A 22477-nucleotide genomic window follows, 5' to 3' on the forward strand; every position below is an offset into this window, starting at 1 on the left:
CAATTAACTCGATTAAATTTTGAAAAAGAAATAATCAAGCCTTAAAATACTAAAAATTAGCGGAGTATTTTAACGTAATTTTAAAAATCTATAAAATAAAAAATATAACCTTCTATTTCTAATAAAACCAATGTAGAAATGATATTATGTATTAACAACAAACAGAATATTAAAAAGCTATAATATCCTTCACGTCTAATTTTACTGATACTTTTTGTCCTAAATCTAACATTTCTCGTGAGCTAGACACAGATGAAATATATTTCCCATTTGCTTCAATAATATAATAGCATTGCTCTCCCATGAATGTTTTCTCTAAAATTTTGATATTACTATTTTTATCAGAAGTAATCTTTACCTGTTGAGGACGAAATAATAATTCACATTCAGTTCCAAAACTAATATTACGATGAGCTTTTGCTTTAATTAAACCAAAATCTGTTTGATATTGAAATTTTGATAATCGTTTTGCAGGAAAGTAGTTAGTTCCACCTAAACAATCAGCAACAAATTTACTTAACGGATAACGATATAGATCTGATGCTAAACCATATTGTTCAATTACACCATAGTTCATTATGGCCATTTTATCTGAAAAAATAAAAGCTTCTTCTCGACTGTGAGTAACAAAAATAGCAGTGACACCTTGAGCTTTAAAAAGCTTACGTATATCTGTAATCAAATCATACTTTACTTGAGTGTCGATATTAGAGAAAGGTTCATCTAATAACAATAAATCAGGCTTATATGCGAGTGAGCGTGCAACTGCAACACGTTGTTGCTGACCGCCAGACAGTTGATGAGGAAAACGTTCCCCATAACCAGATAAATGAACCAATAACAACATTTCATCAACTCTATGCATTTTTGTTTTTTGATTCATATTACGTAGACCAAAAGCAATATTCTCAGAAACAGTCAAATGTGGAAATAATGCATAATCTTGAAATATCATGCCAATATTGCGTTTTTCTGGTGGTAATCTATTTATTCCATCATCAACAACCATACAATTTAATCGAATAACTCCAGAAGATAAAGGTAACAAACCTGCTATTGCTTTTAAAAGTGTTGTTTTTCCACAACCGCTAGCACCTAACAAACAAACAATTTCACCATGTTGAATATCTAAAGAAAGACATTTCAATACAATTTGTGAATTATATTTATAAGTTAGATTTTGAATAGATAATGCATAGCTCATTAGTACTTTTACTCCTAAGAGAATAATTGATAATCATAAGAGGAATTATTCCTACTAACACAAGTAATACTGCCGGTAGAGCTGCTAATTCTAAATGTTCATCTGAAGCATAATTAAATACATAAGTAGCTAAAGTTTCGAAATTAAAGGGACGTAATAATAATCCAGCATTTAATTCTTTCATTGATTCAATAAATACTAATAATACTGCAATAAGCGAACCTCTACGTACTAAAGGTAAATGAATACGACATAACATTTGATTTGAATTACAGCCCATAGTTCTAGAAGCCATATCTAAAGAAGGAGAGATTTTACTTAAACTACTTTCAATACTACCAATAGCAACTGCAGAAAATCTAACAACCATTGCAAAGATCAAGGTAAATATAGAACTTGAAAATATCAGACCAGGTTGCCACCAATTGAATTTTTCTAAAATAACATTAGCAACTCTATCCATTAATAAGACAGAAGCCATTACACCAATAGCTAATACAGTTGGAGGTATAGCATATCCCATTGATGATACTCGCATATATATCATGCTTCTATAATTTGGACTAATTCGATTACAAAAATTTATAATCAAAGAAATACATAAGCAAAAAAAAGCCGCTATTACTGATATTTTTATACTATTTAATACATATACTGAAAACTTTCCTGTCCAACTAGTTTCAAAATAATGATAAGCATAAATGCATAACTGTGATAAAGGTAAAAAAAATGCAATAGAAACTAGACCCCAACACCAGACTAATGCTAGCCATTTTTTCCAACCAATTAATCTATAATAAAAGTTTTCAGCATTATTAAACTGCATTTGAAATATTTTTTTCTTACGTCGACTATATTGTTCTATACTCATAATGATAAAAACAAAAAATAACATAATAATTGAAATTTTAGCAGCTGCAGCTAGGCTAGAATACCCTAACCAAGTATCATAAACAGCGGTAGTAAGCGTACTTACAGAAAAATAGCTGACAGTCCCAAAATCACCAATAGTTTCCATTGCAACTAAAGATAAACTAATGATTATTGAGGGACGAACTAGAGGAAGTGAAACATGAAAAAAACTCTCCAATGGGGAATATCCAAGTAGCTTTGCAGTTTGAAGAAATACTATACTTTGCTCCATAAATGCAGCACGGCAAAGAAGATAAACATAAGGATAAAAGACAAGTGCTAGCACAATGATAGCACCTGGTAAAGTACGAATATCTGGGAACCAATACTGACCTGCTTTCCATCCAGTTAAGCTGCGTAGCAAAATCTGTATTGGACCTGCAAAATCTAACCAATCAGTAAATATATATCCTACAATGTAACCTGGCATTACTAGTGGCAAAACTAATGCCCAACGAAGAAATCGTTCTGATGGAAGTTTACACATAGCCATTAACCAGGCAGTAGATAATCCAAAAATCATAGAAAGGAAAAGCACCCCTAGCACTAAAATCATGGTATTAAAAGTATAGGTAGGAAGTACAGTTGACATTAAATGGGAAAAGATTTTATCCGTATCCGTATCGCCAAAGGCAGTATAAAATATTGCTAATATAGGAAAAAGTAGCAATAAGGCTAAACATGCACTTCTGTTTTGCCAAAAGGTTTTGTTTTTCATTATCTTTCATTATATACAGAAAAGGGAGAAATCAATGTATTAGTATCTCCCTTTTCTATATATTACATTCTAATGCTAATTAGAGATCGAACTTAACTGAATCTAAAAGTTTAATAGCAGTTGAATGATGAGAAGCAATCTCATCTAGAGGAATATTATCTGCTTTTAAACGTCCCCAAGACTCAACTAATGGTGAACGTTTAATTCCTTTTTTAACTGGATATTCATGATTTAATTCAGCATACATTTTCTGAGCTTTATCATCAGATAAAAATTCCATAAGCTTCATCGCATTTGCTTTATTTGGTGCGTATTTAGCCATAGCCATACCGCTGACATTAACATGTGTACCTTTAGCATTTATTCTTGGAAAATTAATATAAACTGATTCAGCCCATGCCCTTTGATTATCATCATTAAGCATCTTACCTAAGTAATAACTATTACCTATAGAAAGATCACATAAACCTTCCTTTATAGCTTTAACTTGACTTCGATCACCGCCCTGAGGTTTTCTGGCTAAATTAACCTTTAATCCCTCTAGCCATTCTCTAGTTTGCTTTTCCCCTTTATGAGCAATCATTGAAGCAACCAAAGATAAATTATAAGGATGTTTACCTGAACGCGTACATATTTTACCTTTAAATTTTGGTTTAGTTAAATCTGAATAGGAAAAATTTTTATCTAGTTTCCCTATTCGATCACGTGATGAATAAACAGAACGAGCACGTAAGGTTAAAGCAAACCATTCTTTCTCCCCATCTTTATACTGAGAAGGAATATTTGAATCAATCACCTTATTTTTAACTCTCTGCACTACTCCTTTATTTTTTAACTCCATAAGACGACTAATATCTACAGTTAATATAACATCAGCAGGACTATATTTACCTTCCCTTTGTAAGGTTTCTACTAAACCTTTCTTAGCAAACTTTATATTAACCTTAATACCAGTATCTTCAGTAAATTCATTAAAAATCGGCTCGATCAAAAAAGGTTGACGATAAGAGTATACATTTACTTCTTTTTCAGTTGAAATTGCTACTGATGAAAAACAAAGATGAAATACCAAAACGAAAAAAAGAGCAGTTTCTTCATAAATTTTTCCCTTATAGTAATTTAAAATTATCGTTGAACTAACGAATTATATAAAGAATAAAAGAAGACACAACTCCAATTTTATTTTTCTTAGAGGTTGCACATTTCCAATTTTATTTTTCTTAGAGGTTGAACATTTTTTATTTTTCTTAGAGGTTGAACATTTTTTATTTTTCTTAGAGGTACCACATTTAAATATAAGCAAGTGCATCAGAAAACATTCTAATTATGCTTGCCTTTCTATGCGTACAAAGCATTTCTTTCGTTGATTTGATCATTTTCATTGGACCACACATATAAATATCAAACTTAGCAAGATCCTGAAAATCACTCAGTACAATATCGAGGACAGTACCTTTTTTAACAAAATTCTCATCATCTACAGATTCAGAAACAGGTATATAACGCATATTACTATACTTCGTTGTTAAATTAACTAGTTCCTCATGTACATAAAGCAAACTAATATTCCTTACTCCCCAATATAAATAGATTGATTGTTCCATTCCTGCATTAATACATTTCTTTAATATGCTAACTACATAAGATAAACCTGTACCACCAGCGATTAATAAAATCGGTCTGCAACTATCTTCACGCAGCCAAGCATCACCATAGGGAACATCTATTTGAATCGTACTATCTTGATATAATGCTTTCTGAAAAGATGAAATAATACAATTATTTTTATCTGCTTTCTCACTTTCTCCTATATGTAATTCAATTAAATTTTGTTTCGATGGACAGCTAGCAATTGAAAAAGCATAGCTCTTTGAATTAATATTCATTTTTAAATACTGTCCAGCTCTAAATACAACATTAAATTCCGGTTTTAAAAACACCTTATATACTTGAGTTGATACCCGATCAATATCAGTCACAGTACACTGCACAATCATAGTTCTCCCTTAAGCATTATTAGCAAAAGCCCTAGACATACTTAAAGCACATCCTCTTTGAGCACTAGTTTTTTTCATTCTACCTATTACCTCAATACTTGTCCCAAGTAAACCATCAGTAGTATGTTCTGAAATAATTCCAATATCATCAGTAATTAAAAAAGCTGGATAGCTTGTTGCCGAAGCATCCATAAAACTCAATATCCCTTTTTTACCATTTATAACTGGTTTAAGACTTTCAGGATCTAAAGCTCGAGCATATACCCAAGGTGGTACTCTTTTTCTTTGTTGCTGATCTTCAAAAAAACATGTATTCAGTTCAACTTGATTAAAAGTATCACGAATCTGACTTTGATTTGCAAGTTGGAATTTATCTATTAGTAATTGATTGAACATTAAACGATTAAGAGATTTATCATTATGATTCTTCCAACCACCTCCAGTAATGATATATAATTGGTCTGATCCATTAAAAATAATTTTATTTTTTTCCATATATTCACAAAGTAAAAATACAAAATAAGGTGGTCCGACTAAACAAATAGTCTTATTAGAAGATTGAATTTTATTTAAAGTTTTTAGTGTTAGTTCAAAATCTATTTTTTCATTCTGGACAGTAAAAGTTGTTGGATAAAGTAATTCAACTAGGCTCATTACATACTGAAACCAGATATTACTAACATGAAATCTATCCGGTCCAAGATTTACTAACTCCATTTCAGTTTCTAACCAATTCCCTACATATTTCATGCCATAGCTGACGGAACCCAATAAACGTTCAATACTAACACGATCACGAGGTACTAAACTTTTAATACCTTGAGTTCCACTGCTAGTAAACCAGTTTTCTATCTCACTTTTATCAGATGTCAATATCTTACGATGTTTAAATATTGAAGTAGGAAACACAGGAATGTCATTAATATTTGAAATGCTGTCATCAACACCTAATACCTGACAATAATTTCGATAAGCAATATTATGTATATAGTGATGATGAAATGTTTGTAAAATTAATTTTTTTTGAATCTCTTTTTGAGCTTTATAGGAAAAATCTAATGGAGAACTCATGAAGATCAAATTATCAATTTCTGAACTAACATTAATATTTTCTACTTTTACATGGATATGGGAAGTAATACTCATAAGTTTCTATCCTACTAAATCCAATAACAACTCTCTTAGCTTAAAGTAAGAACCAAGGCAGTGGCAAAGAAAGCCACCGCTCGTTTAATTTTTAAGAATTTCTCTGGTAACATGTTATGTGTGATGATATTTACCAATATTCTCATTAACTAAATCAATAACCGATTTTTGACGTACAATATCTTGGATGGATTCAAACGACATTAAACAATGGGATGCTCCAGACTTCTCCAATGCTAATTTGCCAGAAATCATACATTCCTCGAAATTACCAATTGCATTTTCATCGATAAGTTCATCTAGCTTAGCTTCATAATTTTCATCAGAATGCATTTCTTTAACGAAATCAGAAAGATATTCTCTGGCTTCTTCTTTAGCAAGATTACTATCAATATTTTCATTAACCATCAATGTTAATTGATGCTCAACATTAGAAATATCTACCCCGTGCTCGTTTGCTATAATTTTATAGTAATTTGCATATTTTGATTTAGTATCATTACTATCATTCCACTTAAAAATCAACGGTAATGCTTTCATCGCAGCCCATTTAACAACTTTCATATTGCTCGCTGTTACATATTGTTTAGGACCACCAGAAGTAAAAGCATGTGGATTAATTGATACTTTCGGAAAACTATAAAAATCATTATCAGGATGACAATATCCGGTAGTAAATGCCTCATTCACAATATCATAACAAGCACTAAATATCTGCTCTTGAGAATCCACCTGACGATTAAAAAATTCCATTTCGCTAATCTTTTCACAATCTGAAAAGCCAAAAATGAACCGTCCTTCACTCATTTGATCAAGCAAACAGGCTTCTTCTGCTGATCTAACAGGATGATGCGTAGTTAAAACATGATTTAGTGAACCAATTTTTATTTTTTTAGTAAACCCTAATAAAAACCCTGAAGCAGTTAATGGAGAACCTATAATACCATTAGGTGAAAAATGATTCTCATAAACAGAGATTTGTTTAAAATTAAGTTCATCAACATGAGTAGCAATCTCCATCATATTATCTAAAATTGACTCCGATGATTGACCTTTAGTAAGAAAATTTTGAAAAAACAATCCAAATTTCATACATAATTCCTTTTTATTCTAGTTTGCCATGCTTACTTTTCTTTCTTTTAGGTGGGGCATCACATCAGACTGGAATAACTTCATCGATGCAATAATATCTTTTTCGTAACCATTAGCTTCAAAACCGCAGCAAATATTACTAATACCGGTTGTATCAACATCAGATTGAATAATATCGATACACTCCTTTGGAGTTCCAACTGGGTTAATATCATAACTATAGTCAATACGACGACCAGTATCCTTATGTCCTTTCAGTACAAAGTCACGCCACTGGCCTTTATTAAAATCATAACCTTTAGTTTGGTCTGAATCATCAAAGATAGTAGTAGCATTTAAATAAGACTCATACCAGTGAGCTAAAAAATCACGACAAATATCTTTAGCTTTATTTGAATCATAATCAACGGAAGTTATATATGATAGACAATGGTCAATATTTGAAATATCATGACCATGTTCAAGAGCCACTTCGTTATAAAGCTCCAGTTGTGCTTTTTTCTCATTTTGATTAATAATCCAACTTAATATCATAGGCAAACCTCGTTCTGCTGCCCATTCAGTAGTTGAAGCAGACTCGGCTACCACGTATACTGGTGAACCTCGCTCAATGTAAGCACTGGGAGAAACAGTAACTTTTGGAAATTGAATGTGCTCGCTATCCGATGACACGTAACCTTTCTCCATTCCCTTTAACATAATGTCATACCAACAATTCATAAGCTCACGACTTTCATCCATATTAGTACCAAAAACACGAAAATCTTTATCATATAAACCTCTGCAAATGCCAAATTTAAAACGACCTTTTGACATTTGGTCAAGAAGATTTACATCCTCAAGTTGTCGTACTGGATGAGCAGTTGGTAAGACAACTGCAGCAGTGCCAACATTTAATGTTTTAGTTGCTCCAAGCAAATTAGCTGCTGCAACATATGGATTGCCAAGCAAACCAAATTCAGTAAAGTGATGCTCTAATAACCAAACTGTATCAAAACCACATGATTCTGATGCTCTACCTAAATTAACCATACGTTTAATTACTTCCTTTTGGTCAAGTTGAGGAGGTTGATAAGTAAGTAAAAAATTTCCATATTTCATATTCTATATTCCCTATAATTATTTAAAACAAGCTGTACCATAAATATTAGGTATATTTTTTTAGCTTAAAGTTATAGATATTTTAAACTAAGACGATAAGTTTCTGCATTCTTCCTTCTCCTCCTTTTTTTTATGAAATTTTAAATAACAAAAACTAAGACTGGCTTGCAATCTTAATTTTTAATCTACGTTCATTAACTGTACTAATAGTTATCTTCTCAAACTCAGGTTCATCAATAGAAGCAAAAAGATTCAACTTTCCTATATCTAAACCTATTGCAGCTTTAGTTATCGATGAATAGAATTTTCTTAATATAATCAGGTTCTTAGATAAATCATGAGGACTGCCTAATAAGGAGTAGACTTTATAACAACCAGATTTTATGTTAGATAACATTTCTAAAACTTCATTTTGTTCAATTAAGACATCATCACTAGCAATAAAAACAATAAATGGAGCACTAAAATCTTTCATTCTATCTATAGTAGAAGAAAGATCCGCCCAATGATGCTTGAGGCAATCGAGAAAAAAGTTTTTTGCTTCTAACTTATATCCTTTAAGCTCTAATGTACTTGGAAAATCTTCACTTGATGAACGTAGATAATCAAAACCTAATGCTTTTTTTAAAGTATTTCTTAGATTGACAACACCAACAGAAGTAATCAAAAAAGACAAACTGATTTTAGAAACTACTTGATAGGCAATTCTTGCTGATAAACTAATCGCAATTAAACCAATATTGTAAAAACCTCTATCATTCAACCAATGAATTACAGCTAATAAACTTTTTTCTCCAATTGTCATAGTAAATTTATCAATATTTCCACTACTTAAACCAACATGATTAAGGGAATCATAACGAATAACTAAAAAACCATTAGTTGATAAATATTCAGATAAACCTACTGAATGATCCATTCTTCTAGCAAATCCACTGGATATGAGAATTATATTATCTCTATTAGGCGATTTTTCTTTAGGAGGAGTTTCCCAAATACGAATTGTTTGGTTATTACCAATCTTCAGTATGTGATCAATTGTAGAATTAACAACCTCATTGTTCATGTAACAAACTCCTATTTATGGTACAAAAACGAGGAATTTATCCTCTTCTAAGAATTTGGTTTGTTCTATTTCTACAGCAACATCTTTTGTAGTAAAATCGAATGGTCTTTCCTGAGAAACAAACCTAACTAGTCTTTGTAAAGGACGCATTGTATCGTGGGCACCACCAACTCGAAATATGTTATTCATCCCTGATTCAACGATTCTTTCCACACCATAATAGGCTAATTTATCTCTATATTTAAAAGAAGATTTCCATGGGTATATAGATACTGTTTGAGTTGTATACTTATTGATATAATTACAAGCATCTTGAATATCTAAAACATGATGAATATATACGCAACGACCTAAAGGTTGACTTGTTAATACATCCATTGGAGATTCAACTATCATCCAATTTTTCTGCTCTCCAACCTGTACATCATACCCAGCAAATAAACACTCTCTTTCAGCTAAAGAAAAAGCAGCTTTACTTTCAAAATCTTGTTTACCTTTAGGTAAAATCTTAGAATATAGTTCAAGCTTAGAACGTAGTTCTTTTTTAAATTTGTAAAAATTTTCACCAATAAAATAAACATTTTGCGTTGAAAAACACGCTTGTTGATCGTAGAAACAAACATCATGAGCTACACCGCTTGCAGCAGCAGTTAAATTATCAGGATTGTCAATAATACTAAGGCTTTTTTTCGGTCCAAATTTAAGTATATCAATATGTGCAGGTGTATGTTTAACAGCCCATTTAATACTATTTTCTCCACCCCAAGCTATCACAACATCAGCTTCATCCATTATTTTACTAGCTAAAATAACATCTTCGCTATGAGACCAATAAATGATTGAAAGTGAACGAGTGATAGGATGTGTTGGGCTGACATCAATAAAACTCATGGCTAGTGCAGTTGGTGTGAATGGATCAGAAGAAGACATTTTAATAATACATTGGTTCTTAGTTAAAAGAGCACGTATAATAGATGTTATTCCAGATAGTGGAACATTCCCAGCTAGTAAATGAACAGACTTTCCCTTTGGAAAAGCTTTTATATAACATTCATCTTGAGGTATCCATTCATCAATAATATGACGCGATCCTAAATCATTAGTAATGATGTCATACAAAGCACTTTTCGAACATAAAATCATAGATATCCAATTGGCTTCTAATTTAGCCATTTGTTCTGAATAACCTAAAAAGGTTACTAAGTTCCTTATATAAGTTCTCCGTCTTGAATACTCCTCACTTTTCCAACGTTGACCTACTGTGTACAAAAAATTGATAATGGTATGAAGTTTTGACGTCGAATCATGATTATATTTTTTTATAATTTCAATAACTTCATTATTTATTAACGGCACTTGGATGCATTTATCATTGATGTACAACTCTCTTGTAGTTTTTTTATTAGAAGATTGATAAATACTTCCATTTAAGATAAAAGGAACTTTCTTTTCCATAATTTAACCAATATATAAAAACAATACGTTTAATTCTGGTTTAATTATTTTTTAAAGCAATATTGCTTCAATATTAATTTTATTAAATTGGATCTTATATACAGATTTTGCTGTTTTAAATATTATATTAGTCATTAATTTACTACTTATATCAATGACATATTAATAATATGTATATAAAATAGTTATTAATCCATAAATTTAATATATTATTTAAGCCTATTCTAACTTAACTTTCTTCGAAATTAAGAACTTGTTATATTTTCGACTATAAACTCAATTTAAATTGTATTAACATTAATACAATTTAAATAAAAATAACTTTAAAAGTTTAATTGCTTTTATTTACTGAAATTAAAATAATAACATATATGATAGAGTAATTAGTTCATATCATACTGACCTTTAATCTATTAAATTAATAATAGGAATTAATTTAGAATATAAATACTGATTATTTATATTCTAATACATCATATATTATGAAATATTATGTTAAATAACATGTCATATACTAGTATACATAGAGTAAAAATATTAGTACCATTATGAGCTACTTTTTCGAACAAATTAGAAATTTAACAGTTATGAATATTCTAACTTCGACTTTACATGTAAATCATGTGTGGTGCATATGGAAAATTCCTTGTTTGGTAAACACATTATTTCCATTCCTGAACTTGCCCGTTCTGAATTAGAACTTATTATTGATACTGCTGCCAAACTTAAGCTCAAAGCAAACCCTAATATATTGAAAAATAAGGTGATAGCAAGCTGTTTCTTTGAACCTTCAACTCGAACTCGATTATCATTTGAAACAGCAATACAACGATTGGGTGGAAAAGTCATTGGTTTTGATAATGATAGTAATACTTCATTAGCAAAAAAAGGCGAAACATTAGCTGATTCTATCCAAGTCATTTCATCATATGTTGATGCTTTTATAATACGACATCCTCAAGAAGGTGCAGCACGATTAGCTTCTGAGTTTTCTAGGAATGTTCCCATAATTAATGCTGGAGATGGTGCTAATCAGCATCCAACTCAAACTTTATTGGACTTGTTTTCTATTTACGAAACACAAAATAGGCTAGATGAGCTGAAAATTGCATTTGTTGGTGACTTAAAATATGGACGAACTGTGCATTCGCTTACTCAAGCACTATGTAAATTCAATAACACACATTTTTTCTTTGTTTCTCCAAAAATATTAGCAATGCCTGACTATATTTGTGATGAATTGAAAGAAATGGGTATTAATTATAGCACTCATACTAATATTGAAGAAGTAATACCAGAACTTGATGTACTATATATGACACGTGTGCAAAAAGAACGTTTTGATGAATCTGAATATGCCCAAATGAAATCAGGATTCATTTTAACAAGGGACTTGCTAAAAAATTCAAAGAATAATATGAAAGTCTTACATCCTCTACCTCGCGTGGACGAAATTAACATTAATGTTGATAAAACTCCATACGCATACTATTTTAAACAAGCAGAAAATGGGATGTATGCACGTGAAGCCTTATTAGTCTTGGTTCTTTGCCATCAAGGAAATATATATGCCCGTGGATAAACAACCTCAACTTCAAGTAGAAGCAATTCGCAATGGCAGTGTGATTGACCATATCCCTGCACGTATCGGTATAAAACTCCTCAAGCTATTCAAAATGTATGAGGTTAATGAACGAATTACTATTGGACTTAATCTACCATCATCTGCATTAATTCATAAAGATCTAATTAAAATAGAGAATGTGTTTTTAACTAAAGAACAAGCTAATCAATTAGTTCTTTATGCACCAAAAGCAACAGTAAACCAAATAGAAGAATATAAAGTAGTAAAAAAATTAACACTAACTCTACCTAAACATATCAACAATGTGTTTAAATGCCCCAATAGTAACTGCATTTCTCATGGAGAACCTATAGAAAGCAATTTTCATGTCAGACTAAAAAATGAACATGTTCAACTTAAATGTTACTATTGTGAAAAAGTGTTTTCCCGTGAAATCATGACAGATACTAATTAAAAGAAAAACTTCTTAGATTTTTAACATGATTTGTTTTTTACTATAAAGTGTATATATATGCGCCTAATCACTGCTACACTAGTTTTTTTCTCTCTATTAATTATTCCAAAAACAATATTATCATTAGAATTTTTTAATAAACAAAACAATAATTCAAATTTTAAAAATAAAATTCTCCCTTCTCAAAAAGCTTTTTTATTTAATTGGTATAAAAAAGATAATAGCATTTTTTTAATTTGGGAAATAAAAGAAGGTTACTATCTTTTTCAACCAACTATCATTATCAATAAAAAAAATATTTTTTCTGAATTAACTAAAAATCAAAATAATGAATACGAATCATTTAGCAAAAATCACACTTATACTAGACAACTGCTGATAGAAATTCCTTTGAAAAACTCTTATCAAGGACAGGTTTTAACTATCGAATATAAAGGATGTGCAAAATCAGGTTTTTGCTATCCCATAACCATTCATACAATATCTATTAATGAGTTTAATCATAATTACTATGACTTAGATAAAAACTTAAGTGTAAATGAAGTTGCTAAAGGTAATATAATAAAATCTTTAAGAGAAGAAAAATTTGAAAGCATTAATCATTATACTCAAATAAATTCTATTTTTAATTTTTTTAAGATAGCAATGTTATCTATTTCCCTTGGTATTACCTTAGCTTTTACTCCTTGTATGCTGCCTATGTATCCAATTATAAGTAGTATGATATTAGGTGAGGAAAGGAAACAAAGTAAAGCATTAATACTATCATTTATCTATGTCCAAGGGATGGCTATAACTTATTCTGTACTTGGCTTATTTATTTCATTTATTGGGCTACAAATTCAATCTATGATACAACATCCGTACATATTGATTTGTTTTTGCATTCTATTTAGTATTCTTGCAGTGTCAATGTTTGGTGTTTATAACTTATACATACCAAACAAGATGCAAATACAACTAAGCATATTTAATAATAAACAAAGAAATGCTAACTATTTTGGAATATTTTTTATGGGAGCCACTGCTGGTTTAATTGGTTCACCATGCACTACTGCTCCTGTTTCTGGAATATTGCTTTATGTAGCACAAAATGGAAATCTTATCATTGGTGGAAGTATATTGTATTTATTAGGAATAGGGATGGGAATTCCACTTATGCTTACGTCTATCTTTGGCAGCAAGGTACTTCCAAAAACAGGGTTTTGGACACATGCAATTAAAAAAATTTGTGGTTTTATTTTGCTTGCTCAAGCTATATTTCTTCTAGAGCGTATTCTATCAGAAAAGTATACTGCTATATTATGGATGTTTTTTATTCTAGGTATCTTAGTTTGGCTATGTTATATTGAAAAGCCTATATTTTATAACCGGAAACTAAATATACTTAAAGTGATTGTTTGTCTTGGATTACTCATACCAATACAAACTGTAATTAAATATCACTATAAAAATACCATAACAAATCAAATGGAAACAGAATTTATCCAAATTAATAATATTGAAGAACTTGAAGAACAATTATTACTTGCAAAAAAAACAGAAAAACCAACGATAGTAAGTTTTCATGCAAATTGGTGTATAACATGCAAAAAAATTAAAAAGGATACTTTCTCTCAATTTAATGTTAGGAGTAAATTAAAAAAATTTATTTTACTTCAAATAGATATTAGCAAAAACACATCACAAGATATCGAATTATTGAAATATATGAACATAATTGGATTACCAAGCATCGAGTTCTGGGATGCACAAGGTAACTATATTTTAAATGCGAGACTGACTGGATTTATACAAGCTAAACAATTTTTAAAGCATATCAATGATTATAATCTTATAAACCCAAACATGGTATAATAATATTATTCTGACTGTTATTAGTTAAAAACTATTTCTTTTTTGTAAAAAATGGATATTCATACCACCACGTTGAAATTTTCTATCATTGATTATATCTTGTTGTAAGATAATATTAGTGTTAATACCTTCTAAAATTATCTCAGAAAGTGCATTTTTCATACGTGCAATTGCAACACTGCGATTTTCACCAAAAGTAATAAGTTTACCAATCATAGAATCATAATTTGGTGGTACTGTATAACCTGCATAAACGTGCGATTCCCAACGTACTCCCATACCACCAGGTGCATGAAACCGTTCAATTTTTCCTGGTGAAGGGAAAAAACGAACAGAATCTTCTGCATTAATACGACATTCAAGAGAATGCCCAGAAAAATTTATATCCTTTTGTGATAAAGATAAGGACTTTCCTGAAGCAATACGTAATTGCTCTTTAATGAGATCAATACCTGTTATCATCTCAGTAACTGGATGTTCTACCTGAATACGAGTATTCATTTCAATAAAATAAAAATTTTCATTTTCATATAAAAATTCAAAAGTTCCCACTCCTCGATAACCGATTTTTATACATGCATTTATACAACATTTTCCAATTTTTTCACGAATTTCTTTAGTAATACCAGGTGCAGGAGCTTCTTCAATTACCTTTTGGTGACGACGCTGCATTGAACAATCACGTTCACCAAGGTGAATTGCCGAACCTTTTCCATCAGAAATAATTTGAATTTCTATATGGCGAGGATTTCCTAAGAATTTTTCCATATAGAGGCTATCATTACCAAATGCTAATTTAGCTTCTGAACGAGTTAATGCAATAGCCTGAATCAGCTCGCTTTCAGATTTTACTACACGCATACCTCTTCCTCCACCACCTCCAGATGCTTTAATAATCACTGGATAACCAATGCGTTTAGCATGTTCTTTATTCCTTCTAGTATCATCATTTAAAAATCCATTGGAACCAGGAATACAAGGTATCCCTGCTTTTTTCATTGCTGTAATGGCAGAAACCTTATCTCCCATCATACGAATGGTTTCAGCTTTAGGTCCAACAAAAATAAAACCACTACGCTCTACTTGCTCTGCAAAATTAGCATTTTCAGATAAAAAACCATATCCAGGATGAATAGCAATAGCACCTGTTACTTCTGCTGCAGAAATAATACTAGGAATATTTAAATAGCTATCAATACCATTTGCAGGTCCTATGCATACAGTTTCATCTGCAAGCAATACATGCTGTAAATCGCGATCAACTACTGAATGAACAGCTACAGTAGCAATACCTAATTCCTTACATGTACGAAGAATACGAAGAGCAATTTCACCTCTGTTGGCGATCAGTAATTTTTCTATCATAACAAATTCCTATTACTCAATCGTAACTAACGGTTGATTAAATTCGACAGGTTGACCGTCTTCAACAAGAATAGCAGTAACAATTCCAGATTTATCAGCTTCAATTTGATTCATCATTTTCATTGCTTCCACAATACATAATGTCTCACCAATATTGATCTCTTGACCTAATTTGATAAATGGTTCTGCATCTGGACTTGGAGAACCATAGAAAATACCTACCATTGGAGAAAGAACTTGATGAACGATTGGAGTTGAAACTGAAGTTGGAGTTGAAACTGAAGTTGGAGTTGAAACTGAAGTTGGATGTGATTTAGGTGTTCTATCACAGCTAATACGTACTGATTCTTCACCTTCTGTAATTTCTAATTTAGTAACAGAAGACTTTTCAACTAGTTCAATAAGCTTCTTAATTTTACGAATATCCATATATTTCTTTCTCTTATCTAATAATTAATCCACTCTAAAGAGCATGGAATGGTTAATTATTTTGATTTTTTAAATATGCAACGGCAGCAGATAAAGCTAATTCATAACCCATAGCTCCGAAACCACAAATTATCCCCTCAGCTTTATCAGACAAATAAGAAGAATGTCTAAAGGATTCACGAGAATACACATTAGATAGATGTACTTCAATAAACGGGATATGTACTCCAATTAAAGCATCACGCAAAGCTATACTAGTATGAGCAAAAGCTGCTGGGTTAATTATAATAAAATCTATTCTATCAATAGCACTATGAATAGTTTCTATTAATTTACACTCACAATTAGACTGAAAATGCTGTAATTGAATACCGATTTTTTTAACTTGATTAATTAAGATATCTATAATCTGCTCCAATGTTTTAAACCCATAAAAAGACGGCTCTCGAATACTCAAAATATTTAGATTTGGTCCATTAATTACTAAAATGCATGGTACTCTTCCTAATGACATTGTCTGCTATTCCTTTTAACTATTAAGCTTTAAATATTAAGATCATAATAATCAAAAATGTCTTTAAGAAAAGATCTAATCTAAATAGAAAAACTTTCCACAATAACATTATAGTAATTTATTATGATAATAAATTTATTTTAAAAATAACCTGAGACTAGCACTAACCAGATAGTATATAATGCACATAAATATTTCTATAAACCTTTGAATGCTTTACTAAACAGATAGATATCAAATACGGTAATAAAATTTAATTTTAGATGCTTTAACAATAGGTGAATAGCAAAAATGGACTCTCTAATATTCCAATAACTAATTATTTAATGAACTCAAGCAATATAAGATTTTTTTGACACATGCCAAAAAAAACAATGTGCTCTTTCAGCCTTGATGGAAAAAAAGCAACTAAGTATTCAAAACACAATGCTATTGAATACAAAAAAATTATACAGCAAATGAGAAAAAATAAAAGAAACTACCTTTACTTATAGTAAAAATTTATATTAATTCTCTTCAATAGCAGATAAATCGATTTTTACTAATGAAAAAGACCTTTATCTTTAGCACATAGCAAGTCTTCCAATAATATATAGGAATTTTCATTCCCTGGCACATTGAATAAAACCATAAGCACAATCCATTTCAAATCCTCTAATTCAAAATCACTAGCTTCTAATCCCATTACTCGGTCAATTACCATTTCTCGAGTTTCAGTAGTTAATACCTTAATTTGCTCAAGAAATAAAAGAAAACCACGGCTTTCTAAATTAATTCTTTGTATTTCTTTATCAGTATAAATACGAGCAGAGGTTTCAGAGCTAGTTAAGATAGCAGAATATGCATCGCTTTTCTGTAACGCTGCTAATTCCCCTAACCAATCTAAAACTTTGTCAATATCTTTTTCATGAAAACCAGCTTGAAGTAACTCACTTTCTAATGCTTCTTGATCTACTTTTAACTCTATATCGCTATAAATATAAGCTTCAAATAAATACATTAATATATCCATCATCATAACTGAGGACTCTCCCTTCAAAAAAAAGTTATCGTACACACTTAGCAACATACACTAAAAATTCAATCTTTTAAGAGACTGTCCTTATTAACGACTTCAACAAAACAAGTATACTTCTCCTTCTTATTGGAATACAACTGATATAGTTCTTCATTTCTTTTGAAGTATATGCCATTACTCTTACTTAAGAATGACAATTTTGATTTTATAAAAAATTGTTCATTATTTTGAATAATTTTTATAACTGAATATTTTGAATACAAAAAACCTATCAATTACCGACATATATTGATAGTATTTCAAGAAACTTTTTAAAATATGAAAAATTTTTGGCAAAAAAAATAAAACAGTTAAAGTGTATTATAATTTATGTTAAAAGTATTATCTTTCCCAGATATTCGACTTCGTACTGTGGCTAAACCTGTTATAGAAGTTACCTTTGAGATAAAAGAAATTATTGATAGCATGATTCAAACAATGTATCAGAAACACGGTTTTGGTCTTGCTGCAACACAAGTAGATTTTCATCAACGCATTATTGTTATAGATGTTTCAGAAACGCAGAATAAACCCTTAGTGCTCATCAACCCTAAAATAATTGAAAAGCGTGGTGAAATTAGCATTGAAGAAGGCTGTCTTTCAATCCCTAAAATAACTGCTTTAATATCTCGTTCATCTGAAGTTACTATAAAAGCTATGAATAGAAATGGTGAAAAGTTTACTTTTAAAGCTCATGATTTATTAGCAGTTTGTATTCAACATGAATTAGATCATTTAGAAGGTAGACTATTTATAGATTATCTATCTCCTCTAAAACGTAACCGTGTTCTTAACAAGCTAAGAAAAATTAAACGATACCAATCTAAATTTAGTTAATACTTAATTCTTTATCTACTGTTTTAATTCATGTAGAAGAAAAGAAGGAAATTTTATTTTGATTCAACCATTAAAAATTATCTTTGCAGGCACTCCAACTTTTGCTACTCACCACCTAATTAGTCTGTTATCTTCAGAAAATAAAATTATTGCAGTATATACAAAACCAGACCGTCCATCAGGACGTGGTCAAAAAATAACTATAAATCCAATTAAAAATATAGCTTTAAAACATAATATTCCTGTTTATCAACCGGAAGATTTTAAGTCAGAACAAAATAGAAAACAAATAATAAGCCTAAATGCTGACTTGATAGTAGTAGTAGCATATGGACTATTACTCCCAAAGGTAATATTAGATTCACCAAAATTTGGCTGTATTAATGTTCATAGTTCTATATTACCTCTATGGCGCGGTGCTGCACCAATACAACGTTCAATTTTATCAGGTGATAAAAAAACTGGCATAAGTATAATAAAAATAGATACTGGATTAGATACTGGCGACATACTAAGAACTGCTACTTTACCAATAAAACCAAATGATACAAGTGCCTCTATGCATGAAAAACTAGCTCGATTAGGCTCAAAAACTTTATTAGATTTTTTGAAAAATACTAATATAGATAATGTGTTCCCACAAAAACAAAATGACAAACTAGCATGCTATGCTCAGAAATTAAATAAACAAGAAGCTAAAATCAATTGGAATCATGATGCAGAGTATATTGAACGAAGCATTCGCGCTTTTAATCCCTGGCCAGTCAGTTATTTTAATAACAATCATTGTAGCATTAAGGTATGGAAAAGCAGCGCGGTAAAAAGACATACTAACAAACCAGCAGGAACAATCGTACAATCAGATAAAACAGGCATATATGTTGCTACAGGTAATGGAACTTTAGTCCTTGAGTTACTTCAAATTCCAAATAGAAAAATTATGAAAGTAGAAGATATTCTCAATTCTCGGGCAGATTGGTTTAAAATCAGCAAACAATTAAATTAAAAAACATCTTAGAAAGATGTCTATAATTAAAAAATTAAGGCATATATGCTATGAATGTTCGTGTTTTAGCTACAAGAATACTTTTTCAGGTATTAAATAAGGGCAACTCATTCACTCGTACTTTGAATGTAGCTAAAAATAATATTAAACCTAAAGATGAAGCTTTTTTAAAAGAACTTTGCTATGGTGTTTTTCGTTACTTGCTTCGCTTAGAATTAATTGCTAATTATTTAATTCATTACCCATTTAAAAAGACTGATAAACAAATCTTTTATTACCTTATCTTAGTTGGTATATATCAATTAAGTTTTATGCGTATTCCATGGCATGCAGCTGTGTATGAAACAGTTAAAAGTAGCAAAATCCTTGGTGCAAAAAATCTTAGCAGGTTAATTAATGCAATATTGCGCAACTACTTACGCAATAAAGATAAACTTGATGAGATGGCCATCACTGAGCATTCAGGAAAATACAATCACCCAAATTGGATTTTAGATAAACTTAAAAAAAACTATCCTAAAGAATGGCAATTCATTGTCGAAGCAAATAATAAAAAAGCACCTATGTGGTTACGTGTAAATAGACAATATCATACACGTAATGAATACTTAAATTTACTAGATGACTTAGGTATTCAGTATACTATTCATTCAATAGCTGATAATGCAATAAAATTAGCCTCAGCCTGTAAAGTAGATATACTCCCTGGTTTCAAAAAAGGATGGATATCTGTCCAAGATGCATCAGCACAGTTATCCGTTAATTATTTAAAACCTAAAGAAAATGAACTAATTTTAGATTGCTGTGCTGCACCTGGTGGTAAAACTACACATATTTTAGAATATACTAATACTGCTAAAGTAGTTGCACTTGATATTAATCCTACACGCTTAAATAATTTACATAACAATCTTGAACGACTAAAATTAAAAGCAAATGTAATTTGTGGTGATGCACGTTATCCAAAAAAATGGTGGAAAGGAGATAAATTCGATAAAATTTTGCTTGATGTTCCATGTTCATCAACTGGTGTAATCCGTCGACATCCAGATATAAAATGGCTACGTAATTCAAATGATATTGATACTTTATCGGAATTACAAAGCGAAATTATAGATGCGATGTGGCAGGAATTGAAGTCAGATGGAATTATGGTATATTCAACTTGCTCGGTTATTCCAGAAGAAAATAAATTACAAATAAAATCGTTTCTAGAACGTACTAAAAATGCAATATTAATAGGTTCTAAAACCGATCATCCAGGCTATCAAATTCTTCCAGGAGATGAAGATATGGACGGTTTTTATTATGCAGTAGTAAAAAAATAATGATATAAAACATTATTCATATATATATGCTAGGAACTGAGACCTTACTTGAGACAAGCAGAAGAAAACGGAAAAAATCTAAAAACTCATAGGTTACTCGATGAATTTCTCCATACTCGCTAGGTACCAGTATTTCTGTAATGCTTGCAATCAAAAATTGTTTTTACACCTATCACACAGAATTATTATCAGAAATATATCATATAATAATTTTTATTTCACTAACTAGAAGTACCAAAAAATGAATATGTATTTGCAAAAAAATCAAAAAAAACAAAGCAACAGAAATATTCTAAGTTTGACTGTACCTATTTTTCTACTAATGATGAATTTACCAATTCATGCAGTAACTAAAGTTAATTTATACTATACGGAAATTATAGCTAAAAAAAACCAAGAAAGTTTAGATGAACATCGCATTATCGGTATGAAAGAAGTTATTGTTCGTTCTTCTGGTGATAAAAAAGTACTGGATAATGAAATCATTCAAAATGCGATTAATAATAAGGCATCTCAATATTTAACACATATTAGTTATTCTAAAAAAAATAAACATCAAAGTATCCAAATGTATTTCAGTGGAGAACATATTCGTTCATTATTTAGACAAGCCAAGATACCATTTTGGCAAGAAAATCGTGAAAATTTATTACTTTGGCTAGTCGAAAAATCAGATCACACCTATAAAATTTCCTGGGAATCTTCTGAAACACTACTATCAACTTCAATTAAAAACAATGCCAAAAAACGAGGACTTCCATTAATTTTTCCTATAGGAGATTTTAAAGATATTAATAATATTACAGTTTCTGATTTATGGGGAGGAATTTTAAAACCACTAAGCGTTGCTAGCCAACGTTATCAAACAGATACAGTCTTGGTTGTTATAAATAATAATAAAAATAATCTTAATTGGATTTTATACGATCAAAAAGCATCATCTATATCAAATTCTAATACTAAAATACCAATAACTGGAAAAAATTCAGGTGCTTTTGCTTATAAAGAAATGATAGATCAATTGAGTAATTATTACGCAAACAAAAACTCATTAACTCTAACAAACAAGTTATCAGAAACAATAAAAATAAGATTTACTAAGATGAAAAATCCTTCAGATATTTTCCAAATTGAACAACAACTAAAAAACTTAAACTCAGTAGCATTTGTAGATATATTAGAAATTCAAGGAGCATCAGCAATTTTTAATATTCACCTATTGTCTTCAAAAGAAAATTTTGAAAAAGAACTATCAAATATAGAATTGATAACAAAATTCATCTAACTACTTACATGCCTTATATTAACCTAGACTTGTAGGTACAGGGAATTAGCCTATGCTTCTTACGGAATA

General features: G+C 30.3%; 19 protein-coding genes and 2 pseudogenes. 7 read left to right on the forward strand and 14 right to left on the reverse strand.

Annotation, left to right across the window (positions count from 1 at the left end):
* Positions 1 to 169: 169 nt before the first annotated feature.
* The 9 genes from O1U_RS03925 to luxC all read right to left on the reverse strand — a co-directional run bounded on the left by O1U_RS03925 (position 170) and on the right by luxC (position 10691).
* Positions 170 to 1204 carry an ABC transporter ATP-binding protein gene (locus tag O1U_RS03925; RefSeq protein ID WP_016504096.1) on the reverse strand — a complete coding sequence of 345 codons (1035 nt, stop codon included), beginning with the start codon at positions 1202 to 1204 and terminating at the stop codon, positions 170 to 172.
* Positions 1167 to 2834: an ABC transporter permease gene (locus O1U_RS03930; RefSeq protein WP_051348153.1), complete on the reverse strand. Its 1668-nt coding sequence runs from the start codon at positions 2832 to 2834 to the stop codon at positions 1167 to 1169. Before O1U_RS03930 ends, O1U_RS03925 begins: the two co-directional genes overlap by 38 nt.
* A 79-nt stretch (positions 2835 to 2913) precedes the next feature.
* Positions 2914 to 3906 carry a Fe(3+) ABC transporter substrate-binding protein gene (locus O1U_RS03935; RefSeq protein WP_016504098.1) on the reverse strand — a complete coding sequence of 331 codons (993 nt, stop codon included), beginning with the start codon at positions 3904 to 3906 and terminating at the stop codon, positions 2914 to 2916.
* Between the two features lie 217 nt (positions 3907 to 4123).
* Positions 4124 to 4831 (reverse strand): NAD(P)H-flavin reductase, encoded by a 708-nt coding sequence (gene fre / locus O1U_RS03940; RefSeq protein WP_034411540.1) that lies wholly within the window; start codon positions 4829 to 4831, stop codon positions 4124 to 4126.
* A 9-nt stretch (positions 4832 to 4840) separates the two neighbouring features.
* A complete protein-coding gene (luxE, locus tag O1U_RS03945) occupies positions 4841 to 5977 on the reverse strand; it encodes a long-chain-fatty-acid--protein ligase LuxE (protein ID WP_016504100.1) in 1137 nt (378 codons plus the stop codon).
* Between the two features lie 114 nt (positions 5978 to 6091).
* Entirely contained in the window at positions 6092 to 7069 is a 978-nt protein-coding gene (gene luxB, locus O1U_RS03950) for a luciferase subunit beta (protein ID WP_016504101.1), read from the reverse strand.
* 18 nt (positions 7070 to 7087) lie between these two features.
* Entirely contained in the window at positions 7088 to 8170 is a 1083-nt protein-coding gene (gene luxA, locus O1U_RS03955; RefSeq protein WP_016504102.1) for a luciferase subunit alpha, read from the reverse strand.
* A gap of 154 nt (positions 8171 to 8324) precedes the next feature.
* A complete protein-coding gene (gene luxD / locus O1U_RS03960; RefSeq protein ID WP_016504103.1) occupies positions 8325 to 9236 on the reverse strand; it encodes a fatty acid reductase transferase subunit LuxD in 912 nt (303 codons plus the stop codon).
* Positions 9237 to 9251: 15 nt separating this feature from the next.
* Positions 9252 to 10691 carry a long-chain-fatty-acyl-CoA reductase LuxC gene (gene luxC / locus O1U_RS03965; protein ID WP_016504104.1) on the reverse strand — a complete coding sequence of 480 codons (1440 nt, stop codon included), beginning with the start codon at positions 10689 to 10691 and terminating at the stop codon, positions 9252 to 9254.
* Positions 10692 to 11325: 634 nt separating this feature from the next.
* Here luxC and pyrB point away from each other — a divergent pair.
* The 3 genes from pyrB to dsbD are packed head-to-tail and all read left to right on the forward strand — an operon-like array spanning position 11326 to position 14587.
* Entirely contained in the window at positions 11326 to 12273 is a 948-nt protein-coding gene (pyrB, locus tag O1U_RS03970; RefSeq protein WP_016504105.1) for an aspartate carbamoyltransferase, read from the forward strand.
* On the forward strand, positions 12266 to 12730 hold the full coding sequence (gene pyrI / locus O1U_RS03975; RefSeq protein ID WP_034411542.1) for an aspartate carbamoyltransferase regulatory subunit: 465 nt from the start codon (positions 12266 to 12268) through the stop codon (positions 12728 to 12730). Before pyrB ends, pyrI begins: the two co-directional genes overlap by 8 nt.
* Positions 12731 to 12787: 57 nt before the next feature.
* On the forward strand, positions 12788 to 14587 hold the full coding sequence (dsbD, locus tag O1U_RS03980; protein WP_016504107.1) for a protein-disulfide reductase DsbD: 1800 nt from the start codon (positions 12788 to 12790) through the stop codon (positions 14585 to 14587).
* A gap of 24 nt (positions 14588 to 14611) precedes the next feature.
* On the opposite strand, the gene accC is transcribed toward dsbD, so the two are convergent.
* The 5 genes and pseudogenes from accC to O1U_RS04000 all read right to left on the reverse strand — a co-directional run bounded on the left by accC (position 14612) and on the right by O1U_RS04000 (position 17913).
* A complete protein-coding gene (accC, locus tag O1U_RS03985; protein ID WP_016504108.1) occupies positions 14612 to 15952 on the reverse strand; it encodes an acetyl-CoA carboxylase biotin carboxylase subunit in 1341 nt (446 codons plus the stop codon).
* 12 nt (positions 15953 to 15964) lie between these two features.
* Positions 15965 to 16321, reverse strand: a pseudogene (accB, locus tag O1U_RS03990) (acetyl-CoA carboxylase biotin carboxyl carrier protein); the annotation flags it as partial.
* Positions 16322 to 16324: 3 nt separating this feature from the next.
* A pseudogene (locus O1U_RS05045) lies at positions 16325 to 16381 on the reverse strand (DUF8684 domain-containing protein); the annotation flags it as partial.
* Positions 16382 to 16433: 52 nt separating this feature from the next.
* Entirely contained in the window at positions 16434 to 16895 is a 462-nt protein-coding gene (gene aroQ, locus O1U_RS03995) for a type II 3-dehydroquinate dehydratase (RefSeq protein WP_016504110.1), read from the reverse strand.
* Between the two features lie 541 nt (positions 16896 to 17436).
* Positions 17437 to 17913, reverse strand: a complete 477-nt coding sequence (locus O1U_RS04000; protein ID WP_016504111.1) for a DUF494 family protein — start codon at positions 17911 to 17913, stop codon at positions 17437 to 17439.
* A 369-nt stretch (positions 17914 to 18282) separates the two neighbouring features.
* Here O1U_RS04000 and def point away from each other — a divergent pair, with 369 nt between their 5' ends.
* The 4 genes from def (at position 18283) to O1U_RS04020 (ending at position 22408) form a co-directional block, all read left to right on the forward strand.
* Positions 18283 to 18789 carry a peptide deformylase gene (def, locus tag O1U_RS04005; protein ID WP_016504112.1) on the forward strand — a complete coding sequence of 169 codons (507 nt, stop codon included), beginning with the start codon at positions 18283 to 18285 and terminating at the stop codon, positions 18787 to 18789.
* Between the two features lie 58 nt (positions 18790 to 18847).
* Complete coding sequence (fmt, locus tag O1U_RS04010; RefSeq protein ID WP_016504113.1) at positions 18848 to 19795, forward strand: methionyl-tRNA formyltransferase; 948 nt, start codon at positions 18848 to 18850, stop codon at positions 19793 to 19795.
* A gap of 50 nt (positions 19796 to 19845) precedes the next feature.
* Complete coding sequence (rsmB, locus tag O1U_RS04015; RefSeq protein ID WP_016504114.1) at positions 19846 to 21123, forward strand: 16S rRNA (cytosine(967)-C(5))-methyltransferase RsmB; 1278 nt, start codon at positions 19846 to 19848, stop codon at positions 21121 to 21123.
* A gap of 241 nt (positions 21124 to 21364) precedes the next feature.
* A complete protein-coding gene (locus O1U_RS04020) occupies positions 21365 to 22408 on the forward strand; it encodes a DUF2066 domain-containing protein (RefSeq protein ID WP_051348154.1) in 1044 nt (347 codons plus the stop codon).
* Positions 22409 to 22477 lie beyond the last annotated feature (69 nt).

Source organism: Candidatus Photodesmus katoptron Akat1 (assembly GCF_000478685.1).
GTDB lineage: Bacteria > Pseudomonadota > Gammaproteobacteria > Enterobacterales > Vibrionaceae > Vibrio > Vibrio anomalopis.

Coding starts and splice junctions, on each gene's coding strand:
- fre (WP_034411540.1), bottom strand. CDS start 4,831: ATGATTGTGCAGTGTACTGTGACTGATATTGATCGGGTATCAACTCAA.
- luxB (WP_016504101.1), bottom strand. CDS start 7,069: ATGAAATTTGGATTGTTTTTTCAAAATTTTCTTACTAAAGGTCAATCA.
- O1U_RS03925 (WP_016504096.1), bottom strand. CDS start 1,204: ATGAGCTATGCATTATCTATTCAAAATCTAACTTATAAATATAATTCA.
- rsmB (WP_016504114.1), top strand. CDS start 19,846: ATGAATGTTCGTGTTTTAGCTACAAGAATACTTTTTCAGGTATTAAAT.
- aroQ (WP_016504110.1), bottom strand. CDS start 16,895: ATGTCATTAGGAAGAGTACCATGCATTTTAGTAATTAATGGACCAAAT.
- luxE (WP_016504100.1), bottom strand. CDS start 5,977: ATGAGTATTACTTCCCATATCCATGTAAAAGTAGAAAATATTAATGTT.
- O1U_RS04020 (WP_051348154.1), top strand. CDS start 21,365: ATGAATATGTATTTGCAAAAAAATCAAAAAAAACAAAGCAACAGAAAT.
- luxC (WP_016504104.1), bottom strand. CDS start 10,691: ATGGAAAAGAAAGTTCCTTTTATCTTAAATGGAAGTATTTATCAATCT.
- dsbD (WP_016504107.1), top strand. CDS start 12,788: ATGCGCCTAATCACTGCTACACTAGTTTTTTTCTCTCTATTAATTATT.
- O1U_RS04000 (WP_016504111.1), bottom strand. CDS start 17,913: ATGATGATGGATATATTAATGTATTTATTTGAAGCTTATATTTATAGC.
- O1U_RS03930 (WP_051348153.1), bottom strand. CDS start 2,834: ATGAAAAACAAAACCTTTTGGCAAAACAGAAGTGCATGTTTAGCCTTA.
- luxD (WP_016504103.1), bottom strand. CDS start 9,236: ATGAACAATGAGGTTGTTAATTCTACAATTGATCACATACTGAAGATT.
- accC (WP_016504108.1), bottom strand. CDS start 15,952: ATGATAGAAAAATTACTGATCGCCAACAGAGGTGAAATTGCTCTTCGT.
- pyrB (WP_016504105.1), top strand. CDS start 11,326: ATGGAAAATTCCTTGTTTGGTAAACACATTATTTCCATTCCTGAACTT.
- luxA (WP_016504102.1), bottom strand. CDS start 8,170: ATGAAATATGGAAATTTTTTACTTACTTATCAACCTCCTCAACTTGAC.
- def (WP_016504112.1), top strand. CDS start 18,283: ATGTTAAAAGTATTATCTTTCCCAGATATTCGACTTCGTACTGTGGCT.